The organism is Syntrophobotulus glycolicus DSM 8271 (assembly GCF_000190635.1).
Classification (GTDB): Bacteria; Bacillota; Desulfitobacteriia; order Desulfitobacteriales; family Syntrophobotulaceae; genus Syntrophobotulus; species Syntrophobotulus glycolicus.
Map to the genome: position 1 here is coordinate 1342750 of NC_015172.1, position 14163 is coordinate 1356912.

Consider the following 14163-nt stretch of genomic DNA (forward strand, 5'->3'; position numbering starts at 1 on the left):
TGACAGCCCTGCGCACGGCAGGGTGGCAGGCAAATAGAAAGGAGCAATGATATGACAAAGAAAAATTCGACCGATGCGGAGATCAGGCGGGAAAATCCCGGAGAAGGAGCGGCTTCCTCTCCGGCGGCTGAGAAACTGTTGGGAAAAGATCCAAGGGCGGAGGTGCCGGTAACGGCGGGCGCTCAGGTGCCGGCCGCGCAGGGAGGCCAGCTTACGGCCCCGGGAGAGGTGAAGAGTCCTTCCTTCGCCATGGCGGCTGATCTGACCCTGCTCAATACCGATCTGACCGCTGTGATTGAGCATAAGGAACTGCCCGATGGCAAGGTGAGCACGTCCATCCTGGTCATCCCCACCGACGAGCCCAAAGGCGGCATGACGCTGATGGAACTGGTGGAGGAGATTAATGGTATTATCCAGAGCTTCACCAAATCAGCCAGTGCCGTCAATACCGATGACATCAAGGAGAGCCTGAAGAGCTTCAAGCTGATTAACCTGGAGGACATCCGGCTGGAGCTGCGGCAGGTTTTCCTCTATTATAAGAAGATTTCGGAGAAGGAAAGCCCAAACCCCAATCCAAATCCGAACCCCAATCCCAATCCCAATCCCAATCCCAATCCCAATCCCAATCCGAACCCGAATCCAAACCCCAGCCCCACCCCCACCCCAGCCGTGACTGAATTGGAATATGCGATCAATTTTGTGATTCAGAATAAGGTCGATCCGGCCGAGGATTTGAAAATCTTCAAATTTAAGTCTCTGTCGGCAGCTATTTGGAATACTTCCCGGCCCAAGATCCTCCAGCGCATGTCTCTGGGCAGCATTGAGGATTTGCTGAAATGAGTGAGAACGGGCAAGGCGACGGTCTGCGGCCCGCCAGCTTTGCCCTCCGGACAGAGATGGAGATTGCCGGGCAGCCTTTTGAGGCCATGCTGGCCAAGGTGAATGGGGGCGTCGTCCTGCGGGCTGTCTGGCGCAACGAGCGGCAGTCCCCCTTCGGGCTGGCCCAGCTGATGGGGCACTTTGCCGCCCGGCTGCCGGCCTTCTTTGCCTGGGAAATCGTGATCGAGAGCTGTGGGCTGACCTTTTATTCCGCGGATCACAGGGCCGACTTCAAGCTGGCGGTCAAAGACTACGGAGATCTTTCCCTGAACACCCGTCTGGAGGGGGAAAACCGGGCTTACGAGCTGGCCTTCCGCTTGCGGGACCTGCGCTTCCGGCTGGCGGATCTCCCTGTCATCGGCAAGCTGGTGGAGCCGGGGGACGGCCTCTCTCTTCGCAGCTTCGGGGTCAGCTATACCCCCGGCCGGAGCCTGACCCTGTTTCTGGACGGAGGGGTGGTCCTCGGCGGCAGCCGGACTGACCTGCCCCTGCGCTACGAGAAGGAGCTGAGCCCGGCCCCGCTCCCTATCCGGGCCGGACAAACCGGCGGAGGGATTGCGGCGGCAACGGAGGAGGGGCTGGACGCGCCCCTGACCGAGGTCAAATGGTTCAATGTCCAAAAGTCCTTTAAAGGGCTGACCATTCTGCGTATCGGCTTTGTCATGGAGGACTCCAAGCTCAAGCTGTGCCTCGACGCTCGTTTCACCCTGTCCGTTCTGGACCTGGAATTGTATGAGATGTACGTCACGCTCTCCCTGGCGGGGGACTGGACGCTCGGTTTCGGCATTAGCGGACTGATGGTCACGGTGGACAAACCTCCCGTCAGCATCGGCGGCGGCCTGTACAAGGCCCCTCATGAAACACTGTACAACGGCAAGCTGGTCCTGAAGTTCGGCAAGTTCGCCCTGACTGCCCTGGGCTCTTACGGCGAGCTGGAGAACGGTACGGCTTCCTTTTTTCTTTACCTGCTGCTGGGTTACCCGCTGGGCGGGCCTCCCTGCTTTTTTGTGACGGGTCTGGCCCTGGGCTTCGGTGTCAACCGCCGGTTCCGGCTGCCCCGGCTGGAGGAGGTTCCCTCCTTCCCGCTGGTGGCGGCGGCCATGAACCGGCCGGGCAACGGGCTGACCCCCGCCACCAAACCCGCCGCGGCCCTGAGCGTGCTCAGCGACTGGATTTCACCCTCCCAGGGGGATTATTTCGTCACAGCCGGGGTGCGGTTTGAATCCTTCGGCATGGCGGAGAGCTTCCTGCTGGCCACGGTGGAATTCGGCAGCCGAGTGCGGGTCTCCCTGCTGGGCCTTTCCACGGTCTCAATGCCCCCTCAGGTGCAGGCCGGCAAGAGTCCCATTGCCTATGCTGAACTGGCCCTACGGGCTACGATTTCCCCTGACGAGGGCATATTCGAAGTTGTAGGCGCACTGACCGGCGAATCCTATATCCTGGACCGGAACTGCCGCCTATCGGGCGGCTTTGCCTTTTGCCTATGGACCAAGGGCGATCATAAAGGTGATTTTCTGATTACACTGGGCGGCTGCCACCACCCATTGTTCGTCAACACTCACTATCCGGTGATGGATAAGGTGGGGGTGAACTGGACCATCGTCAAAGGGCTGACCCTGGTGGCCGATGCCTATTTCGCCCTGACCCCCAACTGCATGATGGCTGGTGCCCGCTTGGAGCTCGCTTACACCGACGGCAGCTTTCGGGCCTGGGTACGGGCTTCGATGGAGCTGCTGTTGCAGTGGAAGCCCTTTTTCTACGATATTGCGGTATCGGTATCCATCGGAGTCTCCTTTATCCTGATTTTTAAGCGGGTCAAGCTGGAGATCGGCGCCGATCTCCATTTGTGGGGCCCTGATTTTTCCGGCAAGGTGACCATTCACCTGCATATATTCGATGTGACCATCCACTTCGGCAAGCCGCGGGAGCTCCCGCAAGCCCTGGACTGGTCCGGCTTTTACCGCGATTTCCTGTCCGCTGAAGACGGAAAAAACCGGGCCCTGCGGGCTTCCCAGGGCGCCCAGCTTTGCAGCGTGTACATTTCGGACGGACTGCTGCGAGAGGTGGAGACCGAGCGGCTGTATGTCATCAATCCCTACCGCCTGCGGCTGACCACTCATTCCAAGATGCCCAGCACCCGCATTCAGCGCCCGGACGGCGGCCTGATCGCCGCCTGCGGCAAGCCGTTGGGCATCGTGCCGATGGGGAAGACGGCGCTGACCGCGGAACAGACCGTCGCCGTCAGCCGGTTAAAAGGCGGCCAATGGGTCGATGTGAGCGGCTGTTTTGGCTTTCAGGAAGAACTGGATAACCTGTCTCCGGCCCTGTGGGGGACCAAGGCGCCCGGGGTTAATGAGCCGCTGATCGACCATGTGCTGGTCGGTGTTCAAATCACCCCTTGTCCGGTGGCGGAAGCTTTCCTTCTGCCGGCCGCAGACAGGTGGTATGCGCTGGAAGAATTGCTCCGCCCCGAAGACTGTTCGGGCAAGGAGACCTCCTGGCGCCAGACGGCAGCGCCGGCCGGGACTGATTACCGAAACCGGAAACCGCTGGCCGCCCTGCGGGACACGCTGGCTTGCAATGAAAGGCGGGAAGCGGTACTGGCGGAGCTGGAGCGGCGGTTCCATCCCTTGGCCTCTCCCTGTTTCAAGGGCCTGGGCAGGATGCCGGAGGCCTATCTCAATGCTGAACCCACGCTCCGGACTACCGGGGCGGGGATGCTTAAATCCGGAAGGAGGAGTTGAAATGCCGGAATCACTACGCTTGGCGCCCAGTTCTCAGCCTGCTCTGACCGAGGGGCGGTATCGTGTCACCGTCACCCAGACGGCCAGCATCGATTGTACCATTGCCCCCGCCTCGCTGGAGTTCTGGGTTTCCACCGAACAGCTGCGCCTTGGCCCGGACGAGGTCTACTCCACCTATCCGCCTGCCATGAGTGCCGGCCTGTTTGGGGACTGTCTGCCCCATATTATCCTGAAGCGTAAAACCCTGCCCTGGGAGCGCAAGCTGGCCGGACTGCCTGAAGACGCTCCCTGGATGGCGCTGCTGGTTTTCTCGGAGGAGGAAGGGGTTGGTTCCCGCAGCCTTTCTTACCGGGAAGCGGCGGCGGGGCGCGATGGCTTGTATATTCCCCGGCTCCAGCGGAACTGGGCCGACGGGGACGAGGCCTGTGTGGCCATCGACATTCCCCGGCAGCTGTTCGCCGAGGTTCTTCCCCTGGCCGGGGAGCTGCCGCTGCTGGCCCATTCCCGTCAGGTCAGTCTGGATAACAAGGTTACCGACGCCACCGTGCAGGAGGGATGGTTCTCCTGTGTCGTGGCCAACCGCTATCCCGACCAGCCGAAGGAGCAGGCCGGCGAGTACAAAAAGCACAGCGCGCACCTGGTCTCCCTGGAGGGGTTTGAGGACTACCTGACAGGCGACCGGAGCACCCACCCGCTCAATGCCTGTGATACTGTCCGGATGTTTTCCCTGGCCAGTTGGTCGTTTTCCGTGCAGAAGGAGCCTTTTGATTTTGCGGCCCTGGCCGGGAAGTTGCGGGCCGCCCCGTTCGGGGCGGAGGCCGGGGAGGGCTGGGAGAAGATTGCCTCACTGGTCGATCTGGGCTACTGCCCGGTGGAGCACCAGTTCCGGGAGGGCAGCGTCTCGGTCTCCTGGTACCGTTCCCCTTTGCTGCCGCAAAAAAGCGCGGAGGAGAAACTTCCCCTTTGCCGCTTTGCCGATCAACTCCTGCGCTACGACCCGGAAACCGGCATGTTCGACATCAGCCTGAGCGCCGCCTGGCAACTGGGCCGGCTACTCTGCCTCCAGAAAAAGGACTTGCCCGGCCAGATTATGCGCTGGCGCCAGCGCAACCGGGAACTGGCCATCCGGCGGAGCAATGGCCAGGCCCTCAGCGGACAACTGCCGGCAAAAGGAGCGGCCGCCGCGTTGCGCGCCTACAGCGAGGAGACGGTACGGCAGCGTTGTAATGAAGAGTGGGCCGGTCTGCTGGCCAGCCTGACCGCGGCCATCGGACTGGACGAATAAAGAGAGCAATACTTCCGGCCCATCTGTGGGCTGGAAAGGAGGAATACAGTGACAAACAGCTGGTACCGCGCGCAAGAGGGCGGCGCGAGCTTTTTCGCCTTTTCCCCGGACCCGGCGCCCGGCCGGGACGGCGGCCCGGCGGACGACGGATTCAGCCAGATGCACCGGGAAATGGCGGCTATGGCCCTTTTATACGATATTCCGTTCTCCTACCTGGTTCCGGCCGAGGGAATGCTGGAACCGGAGGAGGTGCGTTTCTTTCACTTAGACCCCAATTGGATCCGTGCCCTGCTGGACGGCGCGTTCAGCATCGGGCGGAACGTGGGGGTGGATACCGCCAATGACAGCGCCTATCTGGAGGGGGTGTACGACAAGGCGATGGCCGCCGGCCTAAGTGTCCGGCTCCGGCTCCAGGGCAAACCGGACCTCCCGGTCCTCAAGGCCGTGAGGCTGGCCAAGAGCAGCCCCTGCACCGGCTTCCTCCTCCGTTCGGAACTGGTCTCCGGCTGGCGGGGATTGGAGTTTAACGCTTACGGAGACAGGGAGGGTACAGACCCCCTTCCGGCGCTGCGCCTGGAAACCCTGTCTGATGAGGTGCTGATCGGCCTGTATCAGGGAGTGATCGCCCGGCTGGACATTCAACAGCCCCCGGAAGGCTTCCACTTTGGATTTAACAGCACCGACGGCAAGCTGAGCAAACGGCTGCGCAGCCTGAGCACCGGCGCCCTGGATGACGGGCGGGCGGAGATTCCCATCCGCCGGCGGGGCAACCGGGTTGTCGATTTTGCCGACATCGCGGCGGCGATCGGAAAGGAGCTGGGCATGGCGCCCGGGGAGACGGTCACTTCCGCTCACCTGGCGCTCCAGATGATCCAGAATCCCCACAGAATTGTAATACGAATAGGAGAAGGAGATGAACAGAGTTGAAGATTACCGTGAGCGAGCGTACCCTGATTCAGGAGGCCCTGACCAACGGCGGCTCCGTCCAATTGGACTTTTCCCGGGACATCCACTACCGTTTTTTCATGGACAAGGCGGGTGGCGAAGAGGTTTTCCGGCGAAGCTGTCCGGCCATGTATAAGAATATCCAGAACCAGCGGCGGACCCGGCAGGTCCGGCAGGAAGAAGACCTCTCCAGGGCCATCGGCAAAAAACCGGCTGTCACCCCCGGCGCCCGCAAGCTGCAGAGCGGCCAACAAGACACGGTTTTCATCATGCCGCCTCACGCACTGTCCGGAGCCGCCTCCGCGGAAATGGATGTTTTCTCCACCCTGGTGGGCGAGTTCCAGCAGAACAAGACCAAGATTCTTGCCCAATCCTACATAGTGGACAGTGATACCGGGGAGATGACAGGCATCGAAGCGAAGGACTACCTGGAGACCAACCAGTTCGTCAAACCCCTGTCTGTGCGGCTCCGGAAGGCGACGGTCAGCAATCTGGTCAGTGTGGGCGTCGTGACGGTACCCCAGATGATGCGGGGTGAGCCTACCCTGACAACCGAGTACACCGCGTCCCAGAATGCTGTCTGTATCACTGATGCGGACATCATCAAGGATTTTCGGGTAGTGGACCCCAGAAAGAAGCTCCAGACCCATCCCGAGACAATCCGGGTTTCCTACAACCGCAACCAGCAGGTTCCGGATGCCGACTACAGCATCCCCAATATGCCGGACGCCAATCAGACCATCTCTCTCAAGCTGCCGGTGCAGCTGGTAGTGGAGGTCAAGGAGGGCTACCGCATCAAGGGGATTGCCCGCAAGGAAGGCTGGAAGCTCTTTTTCAAAACCCCGCTGGGCGGGATGCTACGCCATATGGCCACGTATAAAGACCTGGAGGAGTATGAGGCGGAGTTTACGGACGACACCGGCAAGAAGATTAAGGTCAAAGGGATCTATGTATCCGAGGACGGGCGGAGGATCGTGATCACCATGCCTCTGGACTGGAGCAACCGCTTTGATTTTTCCACCCTGACCAATAAAGTCAGCGTCGATTTGGACATTTACGGCGACTACTACATCAGCATCGACGGTGGGGATTTGGGCGTGTTCGCCCAGCCGGTGAACTTCGCCAGCTATCAGGACACGAAAGAATCGGCCGCCACCAAAAAGGTGCCCAAGCTCTACTTCCAGTGGGGCTGCCTCGCCGCCGGCACCCTGATTACCCTGGCGGACGGGGGAAGCCGGCCCATCGAGGAGCTGCGCATCGGTGACCGGGTTCTCTGCGCCGGCGGGGGCGGGCGGATGATCCGCAATATTACGGTGGGTATGGAGGAACAGATCCTGAAGCTGACGACCCGCGGCGGCCGGCACCTCCTTTTGACCGGGATGCACACCGTGTTTACCGCCGAGCGGGGCCCGATCCCCGCCGAGCACCTGGAGGCGGGCAGCACCGTTTACACCGCCGAGGGTGAGGACACGGTGGCCGCTGTGGAGCGGCTTCCTTACAATGGCAGGGTCTACAACCTGGAGTTTGAGACGGAAACCTGGCTCCTGGCCGGCGGTATCAAGGTCGGCGATTACGCCCTCCAGCAGACCGTCCGCCTGGAGCGGCCGCTCGAACCGGCGGAGGATCACGCCGAAATCCGGGCGATGGCCGCTGAGCTGAAAGCGCTCTTAGGCACGGTGACACAGGCGAAGGGGAGGGAAGAGAAATGAACGCATGCTTTCACTACTTCGCGGTCAAATACATGGCCGTCCGGGCGGGCTTCAGCCCGGAGGACAGCCAAATCATCGCCGAATACAGCCAGTTCCTGGATGATTGCACCCGGGAGATTGAGGTGCGGGTGGACGAGAGTGCCCTTCCGCAGGATATCATGGAGCGGGAGCTCTTTACCTATACGGACAATCACTGCTGTATCTACATTCCCAAAACGGCGGCTCTCCGCCGGGAAGAGGTAGCAACAGAGGAGGAGTGGCTGGAGGATATTCTGGCCGACAGCACCTGGAAGTATGCCTTGCTCCCGTTTCACTACCTGCCGCCGGTGCCGCTGACAGACGCCGCCATCGAGGCCGCCGATCCCCGCAATGATAATCTTTTGACTGAGGATATCCGGGACCCGGAGGGCCACGCCGTTTTCGGCGGTCTGCTGGCCGGCACGGTCGAAGCCGTTCACGCGGCAGGGAAACCTTCTCCCGGAAAACCCTCTCCTGCCGAGCCTCTGATCCGGGCCGGCGTGCTCTGCCATATTTTGGCCGACAGCTTTTCTCATTACCTGTTCAGCGGCCTCAAGCATGTCACCAATGAGGTAAAGCTCATGGAGATCCGGGACTGCCAAAATCAGGCCGACCTGACCAAGCGCTACGATCCCCGGGTCCTGAGCAGCAGGCCGGCGGTCGGGTGCCTGCAGGCGGGCAGCGCCATGGATGATAACGGGATCATGGGCGGCCTGATCCGGCAGACCCGTTTCGGCTATACCTTCAACAACCGGGAGAAGACCGAGGACGCCGCCGAGCGGATTCTGCGCTTTTTCTTCCGCTGCCGGAATGTCCCGGTGGACCCGGCGAACGAGACCCTGATCAAGAACACGGTGGCCGCTATCCGGGAACTGACGGATTCTTCCCCGGTCGCTTTTACCCCGGAAGGGATAAAAGCTCTGGCCCGGAAGTGGACGGACAGGACCGGCCTTGCCTACGATTATGACCGGGACCGGGTGCGGGAGCGCCTCATGAAGAGTGACGCGGACGGGCGGCTGGAGGAACTCTGTCGTTTCAACATTGTGGTGGATGACGTCCAGCGGGCCGTGCTGGCGGACTATTGAGGAGGGATTTTGATGATCAGCAAAAAGAAACCGGGTTCCGGCGGTCCCAAGAGCACCGGGCCGTCCTGCCGGGCGCAGGGGATTCGCTACGAGGGGGAGACTGCTTACTACAGGCTGCTGGTACAGTACCCGGAGGAGCAGGATTTCCTGCGGCTGGCCTGCACGTTCAGCGATGAGGACGGGCAAATTCTGGCCCACGTGTCCGATTCCTTCGAGAATCTAGCCGCCATTGAGGCGGAGCTGCCCTTTCCCATTCCCGAAAACGGGGAGCCGGTCAATATAAATGTGGAGATTGTCAATTCACAAAAGCAATTTCTGTCCCATTCCGACAGCATCACCTGCAAAAGCTCCCGGGACCTTTGCCTGGTTCGGCTCCAGGCCCGGCCCGGCGCAAGCGGGGAAAACGATGTGTACGTTAACCAGGCCGGTGAAACGGTGCTGGACATTTTACTGGCAGTGGAGGCCGAGGTCAGTCTGCTGCCCGGCTGCAAGCTGCGGGAGATCACCGGCTATGAGCTGCTGCTGACCCATGAGAGGCTTGACTACGCCATTCGCTACTGCACCCCGGCCAAACGGCACAAGGTCACGGCGGCGGACCGCAAGGCCTCCGTTTCCTTTCCCTCAGTCTGGAAGAATCAGATTCCGGTGGGGCTGCTGGGGGGCCGTGAAGGGACATTTACCCTCCAGTTCCGCTTCTCCGCGGTGGTGGAGATTACGGCAGCCGACAAGGGGGAGAGCGGCTACCGCAATCTCCGGTGGGACAGCCGGCAGCCGGCCCTGAGCGAGCCGCTGGCTGCCGTGACTCTGGGTTGGGAAGACGACAGATGACCGGAAAACGAGATAGCCTGTATGTGCCCATTGTAGTCCGGGCCCTGGCGGTCGGGGCCCTGGAGGCGGAACGGCGGTTCTGCGCCCAGACTTTGGACTACGCCAAGCTGGCCGCCAATCCCACCGGCAGCCTGGTGCCCGCCGATATCCTCTCCACCCAGAGGAGCATGGAAAAAGGGGTGCACCTGCACTGGCTGCTGCCCAATACCCTCAGTCACGGCGTCAAGGAAGCGGGAACGGATGAAATGACCTTTCCCCGCATCCCCAACCGCTGGCAGGTATTCCGCTTATGGCTGGGACAAGACGGCGCGGTGCGGCTCCGGCACTTTACGGTGGAATCGGATGCCCTCCAGTCCCGGAGCACAAAAGCTAATGGTAATGCGGGCAGCCCCAGCATTCCCTGGGACGGGCCGGACAAGCAAAAGTACCGCTACCTGGGACGCTCTTATTCGGCTGAGGAGACTCCTCCCGCGGCGGCGGAATATCTGGACAAGTTGACGGCGGTAGAGGCCGGCAATCCTTATCTGACGGCGCTCTACCAGGATTGCCGGAATGTGCTGGGATTCTATGACGACCTGACCGATGAAACCGGCGCGGTGCTTCCGGCGGCCGGGCTGACCTATGTGGTTTGCGGGAGCTACTCCCGGGAGGATCCGCTGACCCGGGTGGAGAGCCGGGACATTCTGACCGCGGAATGGGGCTGGAGCGCGCCGGCGGATTTTGCGCCGGGCAGCGGCATGCTTTGCTATGGCATGGTGGATCGTGTGCCCTGGAAGGGTCCGGACACCTGTTACCCGCACGCGGTGCCGGAAAATATGCCCCGGATCGCCATCGGCAACAATACCGCAGAGGCCCTCTCGGCCCTGCTGGCCACCCTCACCCCCAAAAAGAGCCAGGCCGAACGGATGATGCAGCACTTGCTGACGCGCAACCATGAGCTGATCCACGAACCCAACGGCATTCTCAAGAGTGAAAACGCTCTGATGAAAGGCCGCTTCGGGGAATGGAGCGCTGTGGAAGCCATCCGCCTGAAGCCGGCAAGCCGGGAGGCCGTCCCGCCGCCCGAAGCGGAAGAGCTTGCCGCCCGCATTAATCAGACCCTGGAGCAGATGAACGATGCCTACGGTCAGTTGGCGACCCTGCGCCAGCTGGTGTATGACGAGTGGTACCGCTATACCCAGGCTGCCTATGCCCCCCGGGTCACTCCCCGCACCCTGGATATTATGGACAGGTGCCGGGAACGGATCGATGAGCTGGCCCCGCTGCTGGAGCGGCAAAAGGAACGGTATCAGACCGCGGCGGCGGAAAAAAAGCAGGCCCTGGAACGCTTAAGCGTCCTGGTGGGGAAGGAGTTCACGGTACTGGAGCAAAACGGCCAGCGCTTCTGGGAAGCCAACACGCCGCTGCTGCTTTTCTCCGGTATCGGCATGGACACCGCCCGGGATGAAGATGATGCCCGCTTTGGCGACGGCCTGCTGCTCTGCCGCTGTGCCGGCGACCTGGCGGCGGTTCTTGCGCCCTCCGCCGGGGAAGAGTCCTTGACTCTCACGGCCGGGGAGGGACCCTTGATTCCTGTACGAGGAGAGGATGTGCTTTCCCTGCCCCAATACCTGGAAGAGGGGCTTCGCCCGGTCTTGTGGGAGGCTGTACTGCTCAGCCAAGCCCTGGCCCCGGCAGTGGAGAAGAGGTTGCGGGAGAAAAACCCCCAGGCTGACCCCAATCGGCTGGTCGAGGCTGCCGAACGCGCCCGGCGGGAACTGCAAAGCGGAGCCTGCCGTTGCCATACGGCGCCATGGAACCCGCTGTACATGGCCTGGCAAGCCGTCTTTTATCCTGACCGGGCGGTGGAGCAGGCCGCGCCCAGTCTTCAGAACTGGCGGGTGGAGAACAACGACTTCGTTTATGAAGGAGAAGAGATCGGCAATGAAGACGGCCAGGTGTTCCGCGGCGTTGACCTCCTGACTCCCCATGCCTCCCGCCTGACCCAGGCGGCGGCCGAGGACGCCCTGGGCAGCCGCCCGGTCAAAATCGAGGCTGTGTCTCAACTGCTCTCCGGCCTTCACGACCAGTTCCTGATGATCAGGCCCGGCCTGGTGCTCCCGGTGCGGGACGAGGTCAAGGACCCGGAGCTGGCAGGACGGGTCCGGCGGCTGCTGGAGGAGAACAGCCCTGTGCGGGGGCATATGCTTCCGGCTTTCGACGGCTATTACGCGCCGCTGCGGGCCGGTTGCCTGGTTTTTCCCCTTATCCATATCATCGATTCCTTTGGACAGGTCAAGGTGCTGGATACCCCTAACCTGATCGTTTCGGAATACCTGCGCCGCGGCCTGGCCCCGGTGCAAAAGGAGGTCCTGCTGCCTCCCCGCATTCTCCAGCCTGCCCGCCTCCGTTTAGAATGGGATCAGGAGCCGGACCGGCCCTATCTCTGCGGCTGGCTGCTCCCCAACCTGATCGAGGGCACGCTGGCGGTCTATGACAGCGGGGGAGAGATGCTGGGCAGCCTGGTGCGGATCGATCTGGAGGGAGCCGGTGTAATCTGGCGCCAACCGCCCCGGGAAGGCGGCCGCCGGGACGACCCGCCGGCAGGGATCCATCCGGATTTATCCCGGTTTCTGCTGGAGATTCTTACGGCCTGGCGGGAAAACGGCCTGGACCTGCTGACACCGCTGCTCAATGTGATCGACAATGCCATGTGGACGATCAATCCCTTGGACGCCGGCCAGTTCGGCGGGCTGGGCGCTTTCCTGCACCGGCCTCTGGCCCTGGTGCGCGCGGCCCTGTGCTTCGAACTGGCGGAGGCCCAGCGGGCGCCCAAGTACCCGGAAGAAGCGCCGCGGGAGATTCCCTCCCTGGCCCGGGGCCGCTTCCCGGTACGGATCGGCCAGCGGGAAAACCACAATGACGGTGTGGTCGGCTTTTTTGCGCAGGAGGATTACACCCGGCTTCACCTGTCCGCGGGTTACAATACGGCCCTGCCTCCCTATTTTTCGGCGCAGAACTCCGTGGCCCTGCCTGTGGCCTATCCGGCGGAGTGGTCTCATCTCACTTTGCTGATGGACCCGGTGGGGGAGGCGAGCCTTGTCAGCGGACTGCTGCCGGTCAAGACCAAAAAAGTGGGACGGGAGCTGGTGGACGAAGCCCTGCGCAGGATGCAGTACAGCTTTTTCCTTGCTCCGGCCCTGACAGCGCTGGATGCTCCGGCCTTACCCCATCCGTCCGTCGAGGACGCCGATTGGAGCTTCACCGGATTCTCACCGGCAAGCGGGCTATTGGAGGAGCTGACGAAGCTGGGCCTGACGACCGGTGAGGCGGTCTTTCCTCGGCCCCGGCTTTGGGCCCGGGAGGGCTGGCTGAATCTGAGAAAGGCGGTGCGCAATGAGCAATGAATTTTTGTGTTTTCTGGATAAGGACGACCTTCAGGTCAACGAAGGAGCGGCGGTAGCATTGCACAACGGTGTTGCCGAGCGGGTGATCTTTTATCTCATGCTGTCCGATGATGAGAGCAGGGCTACCCTGCAAAATCCCGACCGTCTGACCGGGCAGCAGGCCATGGAGATCCTGCGGGAGCATGGAGAGAGCAGGCTTGCCGGGACCACCTACCTGATGGTGATCCTTCCCTGCGGCGAGGCCGCTGACTCTTTTATCGACTGCCGCAGTGTCCGGGGCATTCACTTTGAGGCCGACGGCTGGACACCCTCCGAGTGGACGGATTTGGGCACCGGGGACTACGCGGTGCTGCTGACCAACCCGGAGGTGCGGGTAGATGTGGGCTATGCGGACAGCTTTCGTTTTTGCATGGACAACATCGTGTCCCAGGCCCCGCCCGGCATTACCAACTTTTCAGTCAAACTGCTCAACACCGGCGAGGGGGAAGACCTGATCCGGACCTTTGAGCTGTCCAAACGTCCGGCGGCGCTTGCCATTGCCGACTTTTCACCGGACCGCCACGGAGTCGCCCAAAGCGAAAGGGTGACCTTTACCTGGAAGGCCGCCGCCCACCGGGAGGGGATCATCTCCCCCGGCGCTTTCAGGGTCGGGCAGGGGGCCGCCGCCTTCGAGCACGCTGTCGAACGGTCGACCGAGTACCGGCTTCAGGTGCAAAACGCCGCCGCCAGTCTGTCCAGAAGGGCGCCGGTTTATCTGGTCCCCCTGGCGGTCAGCCGCTTTGAATACGACCCTCAAGGGGAGCTGGTGCGCTGGTGCTGCCGCTGTGCCCGCACGGTAGCCTATAACGGCGCCGAGACGGAAGCGCGGGGAGAAGCCGCCTTGGAGCCCGGACAGCAGCAGGTGAAGCTGCTCTGCCGGGGCCACCTGCTGGACATCGAAGAGACGCTCTATCTGCCTGCCGATTACCGGAAGGACGGATACCTGCGCAAGACGGTGCTTCAGTTCCCTTACTATGCCGTGCTGCGGCTGCGCTGGCGGCTGGCGGAAGGGGTTTCCGTGCGCCTGAGCATGGGCCTGTTGGGAGATTTGATCTCCGAGAGGCAGGAGGGCGAATTTGAATACGCCGCCGCCAAAATGCCCCAGCTGACGGCCGAGCTGCAGGGTCCGGGCCAAAAAGCCTGGAGGACGATTTTACAGAAAGAAGGGGTGCTTCATTTATAGGAAAGTACAAATCGGTCCGCTGTTTGTAGAGGCCGGCGGGAACAGCACCGTCTATCTGAGCC

9 protein-coding genes are annotated in these 14163 nt (G+C 61.9%); all 9 read left to right on the forward strand.

Translation table 11 applies throughout. The annotated features are described in order from the left end of the window. Positions 1-51 precede the first annotated feature (51 nt). The 9 genes from SGLY_RS18230 (at position 52) to SGLY_RS06780 (ending at position 14101) form a co-directional block, all read left to right on the forward strand. Positions 52-840 carry a hypothetical protein gene (locus tag SGLY_RS18230; RefSeq protein ID WP_013624523.1) on the forward strand — a complete coding sequence of 263 codons (789 nt, stop codon included), beginning with the start codon at positions 52-54 and terminating at the stop codon, positions 838-840. Further along, complete coding sequence (locus SGLY_RS06740) at positions 837-3623, forward strand: DUF6603 domain-containing protein (protein ID WP_013624524.1); 2787 nt, start codon at positions 837-839, stop codon at positions 3621-3623. Before SGLY_RS18230 ends, SGLY_RS06740 begins: the two co-directional genes overlap by 4 nt. A gap of 1 nt (position 3624) precedes the next feature. Next, entirely contained in the window at positions 3625-4908 is a 1284-nt protein-coding gene (locus SGLY_RS17085) for a hypothetical protein (RefSeq protein WP_013624525.1), read from the forward strand. 159 nt (positions 4909-5067) lie between these two features. After that, positions 5068-5835: a hypothetical protein gene (locus SGLY_RS06755; protein ID WP_148228094.1), complete on the forward strand. Its 768-nt coding sequence runs from the start codon at positions 5068-5070 to the stop codon at positions 5833-5835. Then, positions 5832-7562 carry a Hint domain-containing protein gene (locus tag SGLY_RS06760; protein WP_013624527.1) on the forward strand — a complete coding sequence of 577 codons (1731 nt, stop codon included), beginning with the start codon at positions 5832-5834 and terminating at the stop codon, positions 7560-7562. Before SGLY_RS06755 ends, SGLY_RS06760 begins: the two co-directional genes overlap by 4 nt. Next, positions 7559-8665: a DUF6765 family protein gene (locus SGLY_RS06765; RefSeq protein WP_013624528.1), complete on the forward strand. Its 1107-nt coding sequence runs from the start codon at positions 7559-7561 to the stop codon at positions 8663-8665. The genes SGLY_RS06760 and SGLY_RS06765 overlap by 4 nt, the downstream gene beginning before the upstream one ends. Positions 8666-8677: 12 nt before the next feature. After that, positions 8678-9493, forward strand: coding sequence for a hypothetical protein (locus tag SGLY_RS06770; RefSeq protein WP_013624529.1), 816 nt, complete (start codon positions 8678-8680; stop codon positions 9491-9493). Next, complete coding sequence (locus SGLY_RS06775; RefSeq protein ID WP_013624530.1) at positions 9490-12879, forward strand: hypothetical protein; 3390 nt, start codon at positions 9490-9492, stop codon at positions 12877-12879. Before SGLY_RS06770 ends, SGLY_RS06775 begins: the two co-directional genes overlap by 4 nt. After that, positions 12869-14101, forward strand: coding sequence for a hypothetical protein (locus SGLY_RS06780; protein WP_013624531.1), 1233 nt, complete (start codon positions 12869-12871; stop codon positions 14099-14101). Before SGLY_RS06775 ends, SGLY_RS06780 begins: the two co-directional genes overlap by 11 nt. Positions 14102-14163 lie beyond the last annotated feature (62 nt).